Genomic DNA, 19,868 nt, shown 5'->3' with positions numbered 1-19,868 from the left:
TAGACAATGATAGAGCCAGAAAAAAGATGTCAAGAGGAGTTAACAGCGCTTAAGAAAGAATTTGAAGAATTTGTTTATATTGTTTCCCACGATATAAAGACACCAATGCGAGCTATTGTAAATATCGCTACTTGGATTGAAGATGATTTAGGACCTGATGTTAATAAGGATATTTTAGATAATTTTAATTTATTAAAAAATAGAGTAGGACGTCTGGAAAACATGATGAATGCTTTATTAGAACTCTCACGGGTTAATAGAACGAAAATGGAACTATTTGAAGTGAGCATCCCTAAATTAGTAAATGACTGTATTGAAATGCTAGGTGATACAATAAACGTAGAATTTCATCTGACTTACAATTTATTAGATAAAAAATGCATTACTTTGGGAAAAAAATTAGAAAAAGTAATATATAGTTTACTTCATAATGCGATTCAATTTCATGATAAAGTACAGAAGAATGTATTTGTTGAAGTAATTGAAAATGAAACCGATTATGAATTTGTAATCTCCGATGATGGTCCCGGTATTCCGGAAGAGGTAAAAGACAAAATATTTTCCATCTTCTACACCGCTAATTCTAAGGATGTCGTTGATTCGACTGGTGCAGGCTTAGCAATATGTGATAAAATAATAAAAATGGTAGGAGGAAAAATACAATATGCTCCTGGATTAAATTGTGGTTCCATTTTTAAATTTAATTGGCCAAAAACAATAACAGTAAATAATTAATATTATGATACAAAAATTAGTGAATATTTTATTGGTTGAAGATGATGAGGTGGATGTAATGAATGTAAAAAGAGCATTCTCAAAAAACAATATAAAGAATGATCTTTTTGTAGCCGGAAACGGTGTGGAGGCATTAGAAATGCTACGTGGAGGAATTGTTCCATTACCAAGAATTATCATATTAGATATTAATATGCCTAAGATGAATGGAATAGAATTTCTTAAAGAAATGAGAGAAGATGAAAATCTTAAAAACATCTCTGTATTTGTGATGACTACTTCAAACGAGGATAGTGATAAAATCAATGCCTATAATCTAAATGTCGCTGGCTACATTTTAAAACCATTATCTTTTGAGAAATTTATCGCTTCTGTTGCCACACTAAAGGATTTTTGGTCCTTGTGCGAAATGTAAACTATAATAGTAGTAATAATTACAAATTATGATAAATTCAAACATTTTAGTAGTAGATAATTGTAAAGTTGATGTTGAAAACGCGAAAAAGGCATTTTCAATACTCGGGCTAAAGGATACATTATATTTTGCTGAAAATGATTTGGAAGCCTGGGATAAGCTTCAGGGGAATCAGAAAATTTCTCCCATACCTAAAATTCTTTTGATTGATATTAATCAGGAGGGAATTAAGGGTATAGATTTATTACTTAAAATAAGAAAACACGAAGATTTAAAATCAATATTAATATTTGTGATCACCGGAACAGATAATGAAAAAAATAAAAGTGATGCTTTAAATTTAAATATTGCCGGATACCTTCATAAACCAATTCAGAGTGACAAAAGTTTTGATTTTTTTTCAATCCTATATAATTATTGGAATATTATTGAATATTCAAGTGAAAAAAAATAAAATAAAATGGCTGTAGCTTTAAAAATATTAGTGATCGATGATGACAAGGTCGATTTAATTACTATAATCAGGTCTATTTCACATTCTGGAATAGTAGCAGATGTGGAAAGTGCCTTTTCGGCCAAGGATGGAATTGAAAAAATAAAGGCATTTAATTATGATCTTATCTTTTTAGATTATTTAATGCCCGATAGTGATGGGATTTCTTTTCTAAAAATTCTAAAGGATTTGGGGATAGATACACCAGTAATTTTTGTCACTTCCCAAGGAGATGAAAAAATTGCCAGTCAAGCTATTTTAGGTGGAGCATCTGACTATATTCCAAAATCATTACTGACTCCTGACGGAGTTTCACAAAGTATAAGAAATGCACTTAAACTTCATGAAAGCCTTGAACAAAGAAAGAAAACAGAATTAGCTTTAAAAATTAATGCTAACAGACTTTCAGAAGCTCAAAAACTTGCGAAAATTGGATTTTGGGAATTAAACCTAATTGATGAGGCCGTTTTTTTCTCAGAACAAGTTTATACTATTTTTGAAATTGAGAAAGATAGTACTCCCTCACTGGCCCTTTTAAAATCTCGATTAATTAATGCAGATGATGTCAGACTGTTTGAAAACAACTTGAATTTGGTCGAAAAGAGCAATTCAGAAGTTAAGTTTAGTCATAGTTTACCGGCTAAAAATGGGACTATTAAATACATTAATGAGTATATAAAATGCTTGAATGATGAGTATAATGTGCCTTTCAAGATATTGGGAACTATTCAAGACGTCAGTGATCAAAAACATATTGAAAGGGAACTTATAAAAGCAAAAGAGCTGGCAGAACAATCGGCACGTATAAAGGAACAGTTTCTTACTAATATGAGTCATGAAATCCGTACCCCAATGAATGGAATTATTGGGTTTGCAAGAATTCTAGAAGGAACAAGCTTAAACAGCGATCAGGAGCAAAGTGTAAAAGCCATTAAAAGAGCTGGAAAAAATCTAATGGTTATTATTAATGATATTCTTGATTTTTCAAAAATTGAAGCAGATAAAATGATCATTGAAGAAGTAAATTTCTCTCTGTCAAAAAACAGTAACGCTGTTATCGAGTTACTTTCTACAATTGCCGAAGAAAAGAACTTAAAACTACTTTATACAATTGATCCTAATATCAATGATTTCTTGATTGGAGATCCCACAAGGTTATCGCAAATATTAATTAATTTAATAGGTAATGCCTTGAAATTTACTGAAAAAGGATCTGTTGAGTTAATTATTTCACAAGAAAGAGAATCTGCAACTGAGGCTTTTATAAGGTTTACAGTTAAAGATACTGGTATCGGAATTCCACAAGATAAAATAGATTCGATATTTGAAAGTTTCAACCAAGCATCCAATGAAACGACCAGAAAATTTGGAGGAACAGGTTTGGGTTTGACGATAACGCGAAAATTAATCGAACTGCACGGTAGTTCAATAACCGTTAAAAGTGAAGTTGGAACAGGAAGTGAATTTTCATTTCTTATTCAATATAGAAAGGACTTAAGTGGAGCAACTGCTATTTCTACAGTAAAAAAGGAGCAGTTAACTCCTGATTTCCTTAAAGGCGTAAAAATATTATTGGTTGAGGATAATGCATTAAACCAACTATTAGCCGTTAAAGTCTTTAAGAAATGGGATAAGGAAATTGATATTGCCGACAACGGAAAAATAGCTATTGATAAAATAGAAGCAAATAATTACGATATTATTTTAATGGACATTCAAATGCCTGAAATGGATGGGAATGAACTGACAAGATACATTCGAAATCACATGGGTTCTAAATCGAATGTCCCAATAATTGCATTAACAGCACATGCCACATTAGAAGAAGAAAAGCGTTGTATAGATAATGGTATGGATGATTATTTATCAAAACCATATCAGTTTAACGTATTACTTGAAAAACTATATAACAATTTAATAAAGACACCTACCATTATTTCTTCTGACTCAGCTGATCAGTTGATGGTCGAAACTGAAAGTTTAATTGATTTTACTTATTTAAATGATTTTGCTGACGGAGATGCCGATTTTGTTAAAAAAATGGTACACTTATTTATGCGAAATTCTCTAACAGCATTAAAAACAATATTAAAATCAAGTGAAGCAGATGATCTAGAAACTCTGAAATATGAAGTACATAAAATTAAGTCGTCTATTAGTTTATTAGGAATTCTATCAGCATCAAATTGTATTGAAATTATTGAAGAAGAAATTAATATAAATCCTTTTGGACAAAAAAGGAAAGAAGAAGTGATGCACCTTAATGAAATTTGCCAGTCGGTTTTCATTGAATTAGAATCATTGGACGGTTTTTCAAAAAAATAATATTTTTATAAAGACTTGTATAGAAAAATATTATTCTGATAATTAGATGTATTAACCTTTACAATTTAGTTTCGAAAAGTGAATGTACGAATGGCCAAGAAGTGATTAATAACAATAGGAGTATAGGATCCAAATGCCATTTTTACAGACATTTATGACACCAAATATTTATAGAATTTATATTGTGAAAAAAGTACGAACCGAATTAAATCTAGCAATCCCGATAATAGTATTATCCGGTCTTAGTTTAGAAAAGATAGTTTTTAGATGCTTTTGAAGTAGTTCTGGATAATTTTACAACCAAGTCATTTAGTCCAAACGAGTTAATTGTCAGAATAAAACGACCGATGTTAAAAGTATAAAGGACAGTTCGGTACGACTCCATTCTTAATATATGCAAATCGCTTACTGAGTAGCGATTTTTTTGTACAGTAATTTGAAAGGATAAAACAAATTAACCATAAATAATATAATCTACTGTTTTTAAATAATTTACGATTTTTAAATCCTTAATATTACTGATTTGTTATTTCTACTATTTTTAGAGGACTACTTTACTTTTTGAGCGTCCATTAAAAACGAGTACATTTGCAGACCAAAAGAATATTTTTTTCTTAGATGTTAAACATGATTAAGCCCTATTTTAGGGTTTCATTTTGAATCACCATCTGTTTTCAAATCATAAACTCACACATATTTTATAAAATAGAATGAAACAGTATTTCAACTTATTCGACTTCAAACAAAAAGTAAATTACAGAACAGAAATTTTAGCCGGTTTAACCGTTGCTATGACCATGATTCCAGAGTCATTATCATTTGCTATATTAGCTGGTTTTCCACCCTTAGTAGGATTGTACGCTGCATTTATAATGGGCTTAGTTACCGCTGTATTCGGAGGTAGACCCGGAATGGTGTCTGGTGGAGCAGGGGCAACAGTAATTGTTTTAATTGCCTTAATGAAGTCAAATGGTTTAGAATATGTATTTGCAGCCGTAGCTTTGGCAGGGGTAATACAAATTTTGATTGGCCTTTTTAAGTTAGGCAAGTTTATACGATTGGTGCCACAGCCCGTAATGTTTGGTTTTGTAAACGGGTTAGCCATAATTATTTTTATGTCTCAACTGGAGCAATTCAAAACAATTGTAAATGGAGAAAGTGTTTGGTTATCAGGTAGTCCTATGTTTATTATGACCGGTTTAGTGGCTTTAACTATTGCAATTGTAATATTCCTTCCTAAAGTAACTAAAGCGGTACCGGCTTCATTAGTAGCTATTATTGTGGTTTTTGGATTGGTTTTAGGTTTTGGAATTGAAACAAAAACAGTTGCTGATATTGCTTCCATAAGCGGTGGTTTTCCACCATTTCACATTCCTAATATTACTTTAAGTTTAGAAACTTTAAAAATAATTTTCCCGTATGCTCTAATTATGGCTTCAGTAGGATTAACTGAGGGATTGCTGACTTTAAACTTAGTGGATGAAATGACGGGAACAAAAGGCAGCGGTAACAGGGAATGTATTGCTCAAGGATGCGCTAATATTTTAAATGGTTTTTTCTTTGGAATGGGAGGTTGTCCCATGATAGCCCAAACTTTAGTTAACCTTTCTGCAGGTTCTAGAGCTCGTTTGTCAGGGATAGTCGCGTCATTAGCGATTCTTGTTATCATTTTATTTGGAGCGCCCGTAATTGAACAATTGCCAATAGCAGCTTTGGTTGGAGTGATGATAATGGTAGCGATAGGTACCTTTGAATGGGTTAGCTTTCGTATCATAAATAAAATGCCTAAACATGACATTTTCGTTTTACTGCTGGTGGCTGCCATCACGGTTGTGCTTCACAATTTAGCCTTAGCGGTTTTGATTGGTGTTATTATTTCTGCCTTAGTTTTTGCTTGGGAAAGTGCAAAGCGCATTCGGGCCAGAAAGTATATTGATGATAAAGGGGTAAAGCACTATGAAATATATGGCCCACTTTTTTTTGGTTCCACTACCATATTTGCTGAAAAATTTGACGTTTTTAATGATCCTGATGAAGTAGTTGTTGATTTTAAAGAAAGCAAAATTACCGATATGAGCGCAATTGATGCTGTAAATAAATTAACTGAACGATATGCAAAAGTGGGAAAAAAAATCCATCTGAGACATTTAAGCGCTGACTGTCGCCAGTTGCTGCATGACGCAAATGATGTGATTGACATTAATATCATGGAAGATCCTACTTATAAAGTAGCGGCTAATTAAAAAAAAATAGACTTGAAAAGACTTCAAGTCTATTTTTTTTATAAGAGGAAAGGAGCTCTAATTCCATTGATAAAAGCTTTTATAAATTATATTTCTAATAATTTATACTTGCATAATAGAAAGTCTCTAGCTACTTATTCTATAAAGTTTACTGGATATGGAAACAAAAAACGGTACTATTAGTGAACCTACATTTTATAGTTCAAAGCACGCCGTAGCGTTAGCAAGCTGGCGAGGCAATGTATTATTTTTGATTGTTCCAAGTTTCAATAAAATAGTACGAGATTTTGTTTTTTTTAATAAGTGTGTTTGGATTGAGAACTGATCTAATCATCATCTTTATTTTTTGATAGTTCTTTGTTCATATACTTTTTAACATCTTTAACACTCATTCGAATATCATCGTCATCACCACTTTTATGACAAAGTACACAATTTGTAAAATTTGTTATTCCTTCTTTCAAATGTTCCTTGCGAATGGAGTTTATAGAATGTTCATGGCATCTAAAACAGCTATAGGATTTAAAATCGTTTTTAGCCGTAGTATTATGGCATGTTTTACAATCTGTAGGATGATTTCTATCTAAAACAAAATAGTTGTCATGTTTGAATGTAGATGGTTTCCATTTTGAAGTTAAATGACAACTTACACACGAATTGTCGATTTGATTATGAAGTTCATTTTTGGGCTGAGAATGACAATTTACACAATTTTTTTGGTCGTTTTTATTTAGAAATAGATGATTGAATTTACTTAATCCTAACTTAGAATTTAAGCCTTTATGTTCTGAATGACATGAAATGCAATCTTGATTTTGAAGATTTTTATGAAATAAAATTTCGTTTGTTCTAATTGTATCTTTTTTTGCACTTGATTTTAAGCCGATTTCAGCAACCTTATGACATGAAATACAATTTTCATTTGGAGTTCCTGAAAACACTTTATGACAAGCAAAGCAATCATTATTTATCTCTGAATGTTTTTGATATAGATTTCCAGGTGAAATCATAAGATGTGGAAAAGAATATACAAGTCCCAGAATAACTAATGTGATGGCTATAAAAAGGTAGTTTTTCATTCGTTAAAAATTAGGACGGCAATTATATGAATTAATGATAACAGTGCTAAAAAGTAAGTAATAGGTAAGTGAATTGTTCTCCATTGTCTCATTTTTTCAATAGTAATGGTATCCCAAAAGAGTTCTTTCTCCATTTCGTCCGATGACAATCCAGCTTGTTTAAGTTCTTTTTTTCTATCCTTCATCGTCTGATGTGCTTGTTGGACAATATGTTTTCCAATCAATCCACTAGCAACATTAATTAAGAGTATAGCAATGGCAAGCCAAGGCAAAATCGCATTCATGTGAACCCCTGCATGAACAAGAATCATAATTGAACCTGCCAAAGCAAGATATTCATGATAATCAAGTAGTACTTTTGGAACACCAAAATTTATGATATTTCTTTTTTTTAAGGAATAAGTAAAGGAAATTAAAATTGTAAAAGTTCCTACATATCCTAAATACGTACCTACGTATCCTAAATTCAAAAAATGAAGTAAGACATCAATTAATATAGCAATGAAGAGCATTGTTGAAAACCAAAGTAAGAATGGAATAATATCTTTTAAAATAATTCCTTTTTTCATTACAGATGAGTATTAAAAAACCCAAAACAAACATTTATGAAATTCATTTTATGCTTGTTTTGGGTTAGTTTTCATTAATTAGATTTAATCATCATCGTGGTCGTCACCGCCTTGTTCTCCAATGTTTTGTGTTGCTCCAGCCGCAATTTCAGTGTGTCTAATCTGACCGCCTAAATATCCTGTGCGGGCAACCAAAATAAAACTGATAAGTGCCATAAATAGGGTAGCTGTAACCAAAGGTTTTGCAAAGGTACTTTTGGTAAGTTGGAAAAAGACTCCTATCAAAGATAAAGCACCTACTATAATCAGTCCTACTAAGGCATAAGTTGCAAAATCAGCATGCTGTTCGATGACGTTTTCAGAAACTCCTGAGATGTTTTCTACAGTTTCTTCTGCGCCTTCACCAGTGAGATAAGCTATTACAGTTCCTATTGCCGAAATGATAAGCAGATAATATGCAGCAAGGGTGGTGGTGGTACTTTTTTTCCATATCGCATATCCCAATACTAATGAGCCAAGTAGTGAGCCAAAAATGGGGAGATGTGTAATTAGTAAATGTAAATGAGTTTGATCCATGATTTCTATACTTTAAAGTGAATTAATCTTGATAAATTTTTCTGCGCTTGTCATTGAAATACCGCAACGTTTTGGTGCTGTAGCTTCATAAGTGTTCCCACAAGTTGGGCAGACAAAGTAAGTAGATGACAAGGTGTTTGACTTATTACTAATCAACGCTGCTAAAGCTTGTTCGTAGAATGCTTGATGTTTTTTCTCTGTTTTATAGGCATAGTTTAAACTAATTAAAGCCAACTGGTTTCCTGCTATATCTGCATCTTTAAGAAAGTTGGGATACATGATTGTGGCTTCATACGTTTCCCCTTTAATTGCAGCCTCTAAGTTCTCTTTCGTAGAAAGTACTTTTATATTAATCGTAGCTGGTTTTACAGCAATACCCATTGTTTCGAGTACTCCTTTATGATTGCCTGCGTGAATCTTTTCAGCCAATGAAGCTGCTTTGAATAATAAGGCAATTTCCTTATACCCTTCTTCCGCAGCTTTTTTAGAAAAGGCTGCATAACGAGCTGTGGCATTGGATTCACCATTAAAAGCCTCTTGTAGATTGGCAATGGTTTTTTTCTCAGCTTCTGCCACTGAAAGTGATCCTAAAGTACTGGACGTTTTATTACTAGACAAAGATTCAGTTGGCTGTTTCATTTCAGCCTTGTTTTCCTCGGCATTTTTGCAAGAAGATAAAGAAAGTGCAGCAGTTATAAGGAGAGCAACTAATATTGTATTTTTTTTACTCACGCTAAACAGTTTGTTTTTACGGAGTTCGTTAGTTTGTAGTTTCATGAGTTCTTTTTTAATTTAATTTAAATTATTTATTTTCGTTCTTTTCGTTCGCTTCATTCTCTTCTTTTTCTGAAGATTTTGTGTAATCTTTCACTGCTGTTGCAGGTAGCTGATTAATAGAGTCAACTTGCGTAGTTGCTGCTTTGGCAATAGGTGTTTCCGGCGTTGTGGTTTCGTTATTTTTACAAGAAGTAAAACTAAGAACAGCAAGAAGTAATGCGAATGTGATGATTTGTGGTTTCATAAGATGTGTTTTAAAATTTATAACAATGTAAAGGTCGGACTAGGTGTCTTTTCCTTATCTTAGTGTAATCTTAAAATCAGCTAAAATCTTTAGGTAGGAAATTGCAATTGAAAAGTGGTGCCTTGACCTTTCACACTGGTTACAGTAAGGGTAATATTTTGCGCATCACATAAACGTTTGGCTATAGAAAGACCTAATCCGTTTCCAGGTATTTGAGCGCTTCGGGAGTCATCAGCTCTATAAAAACGATTGAACAGCAATGGTAATTGATGTGTGTCAATTCCTATGCCTTCATCAGTTATACGAAGCGTTTTGGTTAATTCAATCCAATTAAAGAAAATCGCTCCGTCTATTTTATTATACTTAATTGCATTAGAAATTAAGTTGTCTATTATTATTTCCAATAGTAGGATATCAGCCCAAACTACAGCTTCTGGTGGAATGTTATCGTGTATTTTGATGTTATTATTTCTGATAATTTCATCATGTGTTTTGAGCATTTTTCTGACTGTAGTTTTCAAAAATATTTTCTCTTTATTAGCTACAAGAACGGATGATTCTAATCGAGCCAACTGTAATAATTGGGCATATAATTGTGATAAACGATTGGTTTGAAGTAATACCTCTTGCATTTTTTCCTCATAGCGTTCCGCCGTTCGGGGTTTTCTTAAAAGAACTTCAATAATACCTTTTATAGCAGCTAAAGGGGTCTGCATTTCATGAGAAGCATCAGAGGTAAATTGTTTTTGTTGATAAAAACTGCTTTCCAATCTGCTTAATAATTCATTAATGGTGGTAGCTAATTGATGAATTTCATCCTCATTTTCGGGCAATGGTAGTCTAGAATTGATATTGGCATAATTAATTTGAGAAGCCGATTGAATCAGTTGATGTATCGGTGCTATGGCTTTTGAAGCCACAAAAATCATAATGAAGTATAAAATTGAAATAATAAAAAGATACGTTACAATAAGTACAATCATTAAGTTGTGCAATACATTATAAGATTCTTGCTGAGAAATACCAATAGTAAGTTGCCCTATTATTTTATTATTATCATTAAAAACAGGAAACTGTCCTTGTCTTATTTTTTGATATTTAATTGTTGCGTTGTAAAAAACAGTTGTCTTATTTTTTGGATTAAAAAGAAAATGGTTTTCTTGTAGATTAGCCGACTTGAAAATGGTTTCTCCATTCAAATCAACAATTTGTATGAAGGTGGGGTTAACCTCAATTTGTTTGTGCTCAGATTCTTCCCATTCTGGCATTTTGTTCATAATGATCGTCTCATCATCCCAATCTAAATTTGAAAACACTTCCGCTTTTTCGGTAATAATGTCATCGTCTAAGTGCTTGTAGGAAGTATAATAAACTACACCATAAATAGCGATAAATGCGATAGCCGTTAAAGTAGCAATCGCAATTAAATTATAGGTAGCTATTCTCTTTTTAAAGCTTAGTTTCATCAGTCTTCGTTTATTTTATAGCCTACACCTCTTACAGTTTGTATAAAAGATTCTTGGTCTTCATCATCCAATTTTTTTCGTATGCCGTTTATGAAAACATCAATGACAGCAGTGTCTTTGTCAAAATGAACATCCCATATTTTTTCCATAATGCGGGAGCGACGGCAAACTTTTCCTTTGTTTCTAAGCAAAAACTCTAATAACGCAAATTCTTTCTGAGTTAAGATAATTTGTTTACCTGCTTTAGTTACCTCATATACCTCTATATTCATCTTAATATCCCGAGTTGAAAAGATAGCCTGTTCGCCAGTAGATTTTCGCATTAGTACTCGTATGCGAGCTAACAACTCTTCAAAAGCAAACGGCTTTTTTAAATAGTCATTGGCGCCTGTTTCTAAACCAAAAACAGTATCATCTACAGTGTCTTTGGCGGTCAAGAAAATTATGGGTACTTGTTGATTTACTTTTCGAATAGTACGACAGATCTCAATGCCACTAAGACCGGGAAGCATCCAATCTAGCAAAATAATATTATATTCATTTATAAAATCTAAAGCTAGTTCGATGCCTTTTTTACCATTATCTGCAACGTCAACTGCAAAGCCTTCTTCTTCGAGTCCTTCTTTTAAGAAACCTGAAATAGATGGTTCGTCTTCTACGATTAAAATTCTCATTGCTTTAATATTAAAAATTGTTTTACTGTTGATTTGATGTGCTATCTAGGGCATTAAAATCGGGTAACCCTAATTCTACACCAGCTCCATATTTGTATACCAATTGTCCTCCCAAATACCCTGTTCGAGTAACAGATGCTATCAAAGCAGTAAACAGTAAAACAATAATTAGTTTAGTCCATTTATGATGGTACTTAAATAGTACTACTGCGCCATATACCAAAGTCGTAGCAATAGAAAGCCACAATGTTATACTAGCCGCTTGTTCGTGCAATGCAATTGCCTTCCCCAGTGCTCCCTCTTCAATACCTTCACCGGCGGCATCGCCAGACAGGTAAGATACAATAGTCCCAAATGTACCTAATATAAGGAAGTAAAGAGCGGCCTTGTTGAAAAATGTTTTCTTAAAAATAAGGCCTACTATTTCGCTAAAAAATCCGATTATGAGTAATGCAATGGGAAAGTGTATAGCCATCGCATGTAAATGTGTTGGAGATATCATACTGCTTTGTTTTTAGCAAAGATGAACAAGAAAGTATGTGGAATTGGTTAGTGAATTCTTAAGATTCGCTAAAGTGGTTTTTTTAGGTTCAAAAGCATTTTTTTTAAGAGCTCTTATTCTGGTTGCTGCAAACCACGAAGTATTGTTGGTCTTTCATCAATAACGAGGATAGTAATTTTTTAGAACATAAGGGACAATTGCTTATTTAGTATGTTCATTCTTTTTTTGAATAAAAAAAGTTAATATAAGCGGATTAAAAATATATTTTTCGATTTTAAAATATACCTATTTGTTGTGCTTCACTATCAATAATAGGTATCATAATTTTAGTTAACAGCAAGGATTTGTAATTATTCAATATAAGGAGCAACTTAATTATTACCTCTATAATCATCTTGTAAGCTTACAATATCGTTCTCATATGATGGGTTAGTACGTTCACTTTTTTGTTTGTTGCTGTTTTAAGAGGTAACATATCAGCATAAAAAAACGCCCTCATTAATTTTTGTTAAATGAGGGCGTTTCCCGTATTAATTGTAAGTAGAGTAACTGTACTAAAGTACCATCTGGGAATTAGGATTAGTTAGACTATTTATGATTCCATAGATAATTAATGATTATTCAAACGACCAAGTGCACTATCAAGCGATGTTTTTAGCTTATTTATTGCACCTTTTACTGCTAATTCATGAGTGTTTCCATTATTGGAAACAACAATTGGTTTCATCCCTTCAAGACGTGCTTCCAGTTTACATAGTTTATCATTTTGTCCTTCTTTTTGACCATTTTCATCTGAAAAATGAGCTTCTATCCTTGTAATATGTGCACCAAATCTGCTTAATTCTTCAGATAGTAAGGTATTTAATTGTGCTCTGAATGCTTCGTGTAATGTTAAGTTATTGTCTGAATTTAATTGAATAGTCATAAATGTATTTTTTTGTTATTATTTTTTTTTCGAAAGAAGATATTCAAAATAACATAATGCTTGCTGTTGTTTATTAAGTTCAAAATTACTCTTGTCCTTAAACGAAGCATAAAATGCAAATTATTTTTTTATGAAATACCTTCTCTACATTGAGTTTGTTATAATGTAAACTTAAGTAATCTTGGACAGAAAGTCTTACATCTAACCAAAAATAAATTACATGATTCACACATCTAGGTAATCCTAGTGCATAGCAGAGTATAAGAAGAATATCGAGAAAACTGTATTGTAAGTCTAGAAATTGAGACCGCTTTTATTTAATAATAAATATCTAGAATAATATCGCTCTTAGAATCATCAATTCGTTTTTCAATTCGTTGATAATATTGTTCATTAAGCATAGGGCAGCCAAAACTGTATCCTATTTGGCCATTCTGTTCTTCATAAGGGACATCGCTGCTTTTATGGAGAACAATATTTCTGGAGAACGACTTGTTGTTTGTTGCATCTAAGCCATGCAACTTATATGCTTTACCAAATTGCCCATTATAACTATGTCCGATGCTATAACTGCCTAAGGAAGTGCAAAGAGAACCACTTTCATTACTGAATTTTTGAACTCCATCACTTTTAATTCGTGAACCGAAACCATGTGCCACTAATCCTTGATCTAGTAGTATATCATTCTTCAGATCATAAACAAAAAACCTATTTTTTCCAGACATCACATGCATGTCTATAAAAAAGGCGATGTCTTGATTGTATTTTGGATTATGGCTCACTAATTCCTTAATTCTTATTACGTGTTGTATGAGTTTTTCTTCTGTTGCGCTATTCAATTCTGAATGCACAAAAGGATTTATAACAATATTTTTAGAAAAAACATTATTGCTCAAAAAGAGGAATCCTACTGATAGCGTAACAAAGAATAATTTTCTCATTTTATAAGGATATTAAATTTACTTTTATTCGTACCAATACTTTCTAACTCGATAAAGCTAAAAGAACTTAGAATAGGTACGACTGCTTTGCAAAGTTATGAAAAACAAATACGTGGTGGTCTGAAAATCAGTATTTTAACAAATATAAGGTGAAGGCTACCTTCTGGATTTGTTTTTCCAAGCTCTAAATAGGTTTATACATTCGGTACATTCCTCTTAAATTGGGATGGATTAGTTCATATTTTAATTTGAATGTACCGCAAATTTTGTAATCCATTTTTTCATAAAATACTAATGCTTTTTCCTGTGTATCTATTGCTTCCAACCATAAAATGGAATGACTATTAGATGCCAATCTATTTTCTACCCAATGGATAAGGGTTTTTCCGATGCCTTTGCCATGGAAATTGGGATCAAGATATATTCGATCCAGTTTAGCTGAATTTCTATCTTTAAATTCAAATAAAGGGACATTTTCGATTAGTTTTAAGATCCCAATTGTTTCAGATTGGTAGTGAACAAAATAATAGGAAGAGTTAGGAGTAGCGAGGTCTTTTTCCAGATTAGCATAGGAATATATTTTATCCATATACCACGCACCAGCATCAAACCAAAGATGGTGGTATTCGGGAAGATATATTCTGGACATAAGGGAGAACAATTTTTCTTGATCTGTAATTGAAATTGCCGTTAGTGTAATGGTTTCGGATATTACTATCCTATTTTTATTGCTCATTCTTATTGTATTCAATTGACTTAAACAAAATTTTGGTTAAATCTATCATTAGGTGCTTCAAAATTAAATCTTTTTATCGGACGATTATTTAATTTCCTGGAATTTCTCTAAGGCTATCGTTTCTTAGAACTTTAAAAGTATTTGATTATAAACTACATCTGTGATTTATGTAATTAAAAGCAAAAATTATATAATAATTAGTTAGTGAGAAAAGTATATTTTTGAGTTCACTTTGATAATTTAATACAGATAATAGGAATCGGGCTTCTTGATAAACTAAGTTGTAACCTTTTTTCTAAGTCATTGCGTTTTTATCAAATAATAACCAAAAACATATTTTTTATGACAAAACCTTCTTCACCTAAGAAAATTACCTGGATCATTGGCTTGGCTTGCGGTATCCTTGGAATTATTGGCCACTTCACCCATGTTCAGATTTTAAGTCAATATAATTATGGCCAATTACTAGTTGGATTTTTGGTTCTGGCAGCTGGAACTACTTTCAGAGAGATTTAAAAAACTATTTGATTCAAGTAGTTTTTTTACAATTGTTTTAGCTCATAAATAACGGAACTGTTGATTTTTTTTCTGGAACTTGTAACAATAATATCTTCTATTAAAATTCTTATTTGTAATGGAAGATATTTTACAATCAAAGTTTAGTTTTTAAACCGTATCCTTAGTAATAGATCTATTTTAACCTATTGTTGTTACTACTGAAGGTTTATTATTTACTCTTCAATAATAGATTTATCTAACAATGTGGCAATGTTTAGTAGTTGATCTGTAATAGATTCATCACTTCCACATAGCTGTTAGTAACTGCTTTCGTAACAACTTCATTTTTATAAGTTTATTTGGATTGAATGATAGCTGGAGCTAAGAATACCTGTTCTAGGTTACCAATAATTTCGTATCTTATAACGTCGCTATTTAAGTTAAAACTATAATGTTTATCTATGATTATATAAAATCTATAGATAAAAATTATCGAAAAAGATACAGTACCTTTGAACAACTAATAAATCTAAATTTTACAAATTATGGAAGGAAATAACACAAACGGTGAAAGTAAATGCCCCTTTGGCGGAGGTGCAGTTGCAGCAAAACAAAGCGCCGGAACTGCTAAAAATAATAAGGAATGGTGGCCTAATCAGTTGCAATTAAACATTCTACGTCAACATGCGGATTTATCAAATCCAATGGGTGATAAATTTAATTATGCCGAAGAATTCAAAACATTAGATCTCGATGCTGTAAAGAAGGATATTGTAGCTGTTATGACGACCTCTCAAGATTGGTGGCCAGCAGATTACGGTCATTATGGACCGTTTTTCATTAGAATGGCTTGGCACAGTGCAGGTACATATCGCACTGCAGATGGTCGTGGAGGTTCTGGTTCTGGTTCTCAAAGATTTGCACCACTAAATAGTTGGCCTGACAATGCAAATTTAGATAAAGCGCGTTTATTATTATGGCCAATAAAACAAAAATATGGTAGAAAACTTTCTTGGGGAGATCTTATTGTTCTAACTGGGAATTGTGCTCTTGATTCTATGGGATTGAAGACTTTTGGTTTTGGCGGAGGACGTGAAGATATCTGGCAATCTGAGGAAGACATCTATTGGGGTTCTGAAGGTAAAATGTTAGATGACAAACGTTATACTGCAGAGCGTGACTTAGAAAATCCTTTGGCAGCAGTTCAAATGGGACTGATTTACGTAAATCCTGAAGGACCTAACGGGAATCCTGATCCGCTTTTATCTGCACGTGACATTCGCGAGACTTTTAAGCGTATGGCGATGAATGATGAAGAAACCGTTGCACTTATAGCTGGTGGTCATACTTTTGGTAAAGTACACGGTGCCGCTGATCCTGATAAATATGTAGGTCCAGAACCTGCAGCAGCAGGTATTGAGCAACAAGGAATTGGCTGGAAAAACAGCTTTCGTACTGGGAAGGGAGAAGACACTATTTCAAGTGGATTAGAAGGAGCTTGGAGTACTACACCAACAAAGTGGAGTAACAATTACTTTGAAAACCTTTTTGGTTTCGAATGGGAATTAACTAAAAGTCCAGGAGGTGCACAGCAATGGCAACCAAAGAATGGAGCAGGAGCAGGTACTGTACCAGATGCTCACAATGCATCAAAAACTCATGCACCATTTATGCTAACTAGTGATATAGCACTAAGAGTAGATCCTATATATGAGCCAATTTCAAGAAACTTTTTAGCGAATCCTGATCATTTAGCAGATGTTTTTGCTCGTGCTTGGTTTAAACTAATGCACCGTGATATGGGACCAGTAACCCGTTATATTGGTAAAGATATTCCAAAAGAAGAATTAATCTGGCAAGATCCTATTCCAGCTGTAACACACAAATTAATAGATAATGCTGATGTTACGGCATTAAAAGCAACGATACTTGCTTCAGGGTTAACTATATCTCAATTAGTATCTACAGCTTGGGCTTCTGCATCAACTTTCCGTGGGTCTGACAAACGTGGAGGTGCGAATGGAGCACGCTTAAGATTAGCGCCTCAAAAGAATTGGGAAGTTAACAATCCAACTCAATTAGCGAAAGTTTTAGAGACTCTAGAGCATATTCAAGCAGAATTTAATACGGCACAATCAGGAGATAAGAAGGTATCAATTGCCGACTTGATCGTTCTAGGTGGTTGCGCAGCTATCGAAAAGGCAGCAAAAAGCGCTGGTCAAACTGTAACAGTTCCTTTTACAGCAGGACGAGCAGATGCATCAGAAGAACAAACCGATGCAGAATCATTTGATGTATTAGAGCCGGAAGCGGATGGTTTCCGTAACTACTTAAAAACTAAATATACAATATCGTCAGAGGAAATGTTAGTTGATAAAGCACAATTACTAACTTTATCAGTACCTCAAATGACCGTTCTACTTGGTGGAATGCGTGTTCTTGATACAAACTTTGATCATTCTAATCATGGTGTATTTACAGAACGTAAAGAGGCCTTAACTAATGATTTCTTCGTTAACCTTCTTGATATGACTACAACCTGGAAAGCAGTTTCTGAGGCTGATGATCTATTCGAAGGGCATAATCGCACAACTGGAGAATTAAAAGGAATTGGTACAAGAGCTGACCTTATATTTGGTTCTAATTCAGAACTTCGCGCTATTGCTGAAGTTTATGGATCTATGGACGCCTTAGAAAAGTTTGTTAAAGATTTTGTAACTGTATGGGACAAAGTGATGAACCTAGATCGTTTTGACGTAATTTAAAAGGTCGAAAGATAGAGAATGAGAAAATGAGATTATAAATAAAAAAAGTGACCCGGTAACGAGTCACTTTTTTGTTATGTAATACTTTTTCAAATTCTGTACATTTAGCTACTTATTCGTTTACTTATCAAATTCTCCAATTTGCCATAGAATACAGCAGGATCTTGGGTAAAACATTTTTTTCAATCATATTCCTCAATGGGAACATGATGAACTGTTGCATATTCAGTCGGAAGATCTAGCGCTAAAAATGCTACCCAAAAATAATCGACAACATCTACTTCCAAAAAAAGTATAGAATTATCTATGCAATACTTAACGGAGGCATCTCGCAAATAAAAGGATAATTCTTCCATTTTGAATACGGAAACACATAGTATTCCTCCTAATAGTATCCTCAAGGCCTAATTTACAATAAAAAAGAGGGGATAATTCAAAATCATTAGCACTAATAAAATGACGAACTAATTTGGCTTAGAGAGATTGATTTTTTAATGTCCCATGTATTTAAGTAGATTTCCATTTTTTGCAATCGCGGTGAAAGGAAGTAAAAACTTAGAATTTTGCAATAAGCTTAAAAAGAGTTATTTCACCCATCGCCAAAACAAGTTTTCGCATTAGAGAGTTAGTTATAATTTACTTTCCTTAATCTTTTTTTCTAACTCTGCGTCTTTTTTACTAGTATTTGTTAAAGCATAGGCGAATGCAACACCAAATAATAAGGTGATTACTCCGGCGAAATAGGGTATAAAATCAATCATTTTTATTTTTTTTTATTAGATGTAAGTATATTCCAAAACAAAGTATTGAGGGTACCCAGAGTCCTATAAAAATCGCTTGATTTTCGTATCCATTAAAAAATAAAATCTCAGAGTACACTAATGACGCAAATGCCGCAATAAATAGCAATTTATCAGTCAAGTTAAATTTATAAAACATATTTTATTAATTATTTTTTCCTACATGTCTGGCTTGCGGGATGACGCCCCGTTTTTTTAGTGGGTTCTGGACTCCACTTTTTAAATCTATTTCTGTCAGATAGGGTGGTAAGACCATTGGCTATAGCGTACTGATTTTTACTTTAAACCTAACTTTAGTTGAGTTGATATAAAAAACCGTTGCATTGCTACAACGGTTTATAAAAGAATAAGTTAAAACTTACTTTGGCATAACCACGGTATCGATGGCATGAATAACTCCATTGGAAGCAGCTACATCAGCAAGAACAACTGTTGCAGTTCCGCCATTAGCATCAGTTAACATCACTTTTCCGTCTTTCAAGCTTAAAACTATTGTACCTCCCTGAACAGTTGTAACAGTGTATTTTCCGTTATTTTTGTTTATTGCATCAATTACTGTTGCAGCGTCAAACTTCCCTGCTACTACGTGGTACTTTAAAACAGCTTGCAATTTGTCTAAACTTTCTGGTTTCAATAAGCTGTCTAGAGTTCCTGCTGGAAGTTTTGCAAATGCTGCATTATTTGGTGCGAAAACCGTAAACGGACCGTCACTACTTAATGTTTCAACTAATCCAGCTGCTTTCACTGCCGTAACAAGCGTTGAGAAATCTGCATTTCCTGCTGCTACCCCTACAATGTTCGGTGTTTCGACAACTACTGTTGTGTCCATTACTACTGCTGTTGAATCAGCCATCTCTGTTGATTCGGCTTCTTTTTTCTGACCACAAGAAGCAGTTATTACTCCTACTAATACAAATGCACTAATTGTTTTTACTAATTTCATAATTACTATTTTAAGTTTAAATTAAATTAAGATACTCAAATATAAGCATTTATATGTTTTGTTTATTTTTTTTAACAAATAATTAAACAAATAATAAAATAGGGACCTAATAGCCGGTACTGTTTGTAATTAATTCTCTTAATTTAGAGTTGAGATTGGGTT

At 33.0% G+C, this 19,868-nt stretch carries 21 protein-coding genes; 7 read left to right on the top strand and 14 right to left on the bottom strand.

Annotation, left to right across the window (positions count from 1 at the left end; genetic code table 11):
• Positions 1–6 precede the first annotated feature (6 nt).
• The 5 genes from BMW63_RS08845 to BMW63_RS08825 all read left to right on the top strand — a co-directional run bounded on the left by BMW63_RS08845 (position 7) and on the right by BMW63_RS08825 (position 6,211).
• Positions 7–735, top strand: coding sequence for a sensor histidine kinase (locus tag BMW63_RS08845; protein ID WP_074723104.1), 729 nt, complete (start codon positions 7–9; stop codon positions 733–735).
• Between the two features lie 4 nt (positions 736–739).
• Positions 740–1,150 carry a response regulator gene (locus BMW63_RS08840; protein WP_074723103.1) on the top strand — a complete coding sequence of 137 codons (411 nt, stop codon included), beginning with the start codon at positions 740–742 and terminating at the stop codon, positions 1,148–1,150.
• A gap of 28 nt (positions 1,151–1,178) precedes the next feature.
• Positions 1,179–1,604, top strand: coding sequence for a response regulator (locus tag BMW63_RS08835; protein WP_074723102.1), 426 nt, complete (start codon positions 1,179–1,181; stop codon positions 1,602–1,604).
• Between the two features lie 6 nt (positions 1,605–1,610).
• A complete protein-coding gene (locus tag BMW63_RS08830; RefSeq protein WP_074723101.1) occupies positions 1,611–3,968 on the top strand; it encodes a response regulator in 2,358 nt (785 codons plus the stop codon).
• Positions 3,969–4,678: 710 nt separating this feature from the next.
• On the top strand, positions 4,679–6,211 hold the full coding sequence (locus BMW63_RS08825; RefSeq protein WP_074723100.1) for a SulP family inorganic anion transporter: 1,533 nt from the start codon (positions 4,679–4,681) through the stop codon (positions 6,209–6,211).
• A 326-nt stretch (positions 6,212–6,537) separates the two neighbouring features.
• Here the strand turns inward: BMW63_RS08825 and BMW63_RS08820 are convergent, their stop codons facing one another.
• The 11 genes from BMW63_RS08820 to BMW63_RS08770 form a co-directional block, all read right to left on the bottom strand.
• Positions 6,538–7,290, bottom strand: a complete 753-nt coding sequence (locus BMW63_RS08820) for a cytochrome c3 family protein (protein ID WP_074723099.1) — start codon at positions 7,288–7,290, stop codon at positions 6,538–6,540.
• Complete coding sequence (locus tag BMW63_RS08815) at positions 7,287–7,859, bottom strand: hypothetical protein (RefSeq protein ID WP_074723098.1); 573 nt, start codon at positions 7,857–7,859, stop codon at positions 7,287–7,289. Before BMW63_RS08815 ends, BMW63_RS08820 begins: the two co-directional genes overlap by 4 nt.
• Before the next feature lie 84 nt (positions 7,860–7,943).
• Positions 7,944–8,435 carry a DUF2231 domain-containing protein gene (locus BMW63_RS08810; protein ID WP_074723097.1) on the bottom strand — a complete coding sequence of 164 codons (492 nt, stop codon included), beginning with the start codon at positions 8,433–8,435 and terminating at the stop codon, positions 7,944–7,946.
• A gap of 12 nt (positions 8,436–8,447) precedes the next feature.
• Positions 8,448–9,212, bottom strand: coding sequence for a rubrerythrin family protein (locus tag BMW63_RS08805; RefSeq protein ID WP_217643726.1), 765 nt, complete (start codon positions 9,210–9,212; stop codon positions 8,448–8,450).
• A gap of 25 nt (positions 9,213–9,237) precedes the next feature.
• A complete protein-coding gene (locus BMW63_RS08800) occupies positions 9,238–9,456 on the bottom strand; it encodes a hypothetical protein (protein ID WP_074723096.1) in 219 nt (72 codons plus the stop codon).
• An 89-nt stretch (positions 9,457–9,545) separates the two neighbouring features.
• Positions 9,546–10,922, bottom strand: coding sequence for a sensor histidine kinase (locus BMW63_RS08795; RefSeq protein ID WP_074723095.1), 1,377 nt, complete (start codon positions 10,920–10,922; stop codon positions 9,546–9,548).
• Positions 10,922–11,596 carry a response regulator transcription factor gene (locus BMW63_RS08790; protein ID WP_074723094.1) on the bottom strand — a complete coding sequence of 225 codons (675 nt, stop codon included), beginning with the start codon at positions 11,594–11,596 and terminating at the stop codon, positions 10,922–10,924. Before BMW63_RS08790 ends, BMW63_RS08795 begins: the two co-directional genes overlap by 1 nt.
• 22 nt (positions 11,597–11,618) lie before the next feature.
• Positions 11,619–12,098 (bottom strand): DUF2231 domain-containing protein, encoded by a 480-nt coding sequence (locus BMW63_RS08785; RefSeq protein ID WP_074723093.1) that lies wholly within the window; start codon positions 12,096–12,098, stop codon positions 11,619–11,621.
• A gap of 610 nt (positions 12,099–12,708) precedes the next feature.
• The gene (locus BMW63_RS08780) at positions 12,709–13,023 is read right to left on the bottom strand and encodes an HPF/RaiA family ribosome-associated protein (protein ID WP_074723092.1); all 315 of its coding nucleotides are present in this window, start codon (positions 13,021–13,023) and stop codon (positions 12,709–12,711) included.
• A 317-nt stretch (positions 13,024–13,340) separates the two neighbouring features.
• Positions 13,341–13,964, bottom strand: a complete 624-nt coding sequence (locus BMW63_RS08775) for a murein L,D-transpeptidase catalytic domain-containing protein (RefSeq protein ID WP_074723091.1) — start codon at positions 13,962–13,964, stop codon at positions 13,341–13,343.
• 184 nt (positions 13,965–14,148) lie between these two features.
• Positions 14,149–14,700 (bottom strand): GNAT family N-acetyltransferase, encoded by a 552-nt coding sequence (locus tag BMW63_RS08770; RefSeq protein ID WP_074723090.1) that lies wholly within the window; start codon positions 14,698–14,700, stop codon positions 14,149–14,151.
• 342 nt (positions 14,701–15,042) lie between these two features.
• Between BMW63_RS08770 and BMW63_RS18120 the strand changes: the two genes are divergently transcribed.
• Together BMW63_RS18120 and katG are read left to right on the top strand one after the other, a co-directional pair.
• Positions 15,043–15,216 carry a hypothetical protein gene (locus BMW63_RS18120; protein WP_175460273.1) on the top strand — a complete coding sequence of 58 codons (174 nt, stop codon included), beginning with the start codon at positions 15,043–15,045 and terminating at the stop codon, positions 15,214–15,216.
• Between the two features lie 527 nt (positions 15,217–15,743).
• A complete protein-coding gene (gene katG, locus BMW63_RS08765; protein WP_074723089.1) occupies positions 15,744–17,963 on the top strand; it encodes a catalase/peroxidase HPI in 2,220 nt (739 codons plus the stop codon).
• 182 nt (positions 17,964–18,145) lie between these two features.
• Here the strand turns inward: katG and BMW63_RS17980 are convergent, their stop codons facing one another.
• From BMW63_RS17980 to BMW63_RS08750, 3 genes are all read right to left on the bottom strand, one after another.
• Complete coding sequence (locus BMW63_RS17980) at positions 18,146–18,364, bottom strand: hypothetical protein (RefSeq protein WP_139174223.1); 219 nt, start codon at positions 18,362–18,364, stop codon at positions 18,146–18,148.
• A gap of 228 nt (positions 18,365–18,592) precedes the next feature.
• A complete protein-coding gene (locus BMW63_RS18540) occupies positions 18,593–18,724 on the bottom strand; it encodes a hypothetical protein (protein WP_262488755.1) in 132 nt (43 codons plus the stop codon).
• A 397-nt stretch (positions 18,725–19,121) separates the two neighbouring features.
• Positions 19,122–19,706, bottom strand: a complete 585-nt coding sequence (locus BMW63_RS08750; RefSeq protein WP_175460272.1) for a fasciclin domain-containing protein — start codon at positions 19,704–19,706, stop codon at positions 19,122–19,124.
• Positions 19,707–19,868 lie beyond the last annotated feature (162 nt).

The sequence above is a fragment of the Flavobacterium frigoris genome, assembly GCF_900111075.1.
Lineage (GTDB): Bacteria > Bacteroidota > Bacteroidia > Flavobacteriales > Flavobacteriaceae > Flavobacterium > Flavobacterium frigoris.
The sequence above is the reverse complement of the archived record's forward strand: the minus strand, read 5'-3'. Positions and strand labels throughout refer to the sequence as shown.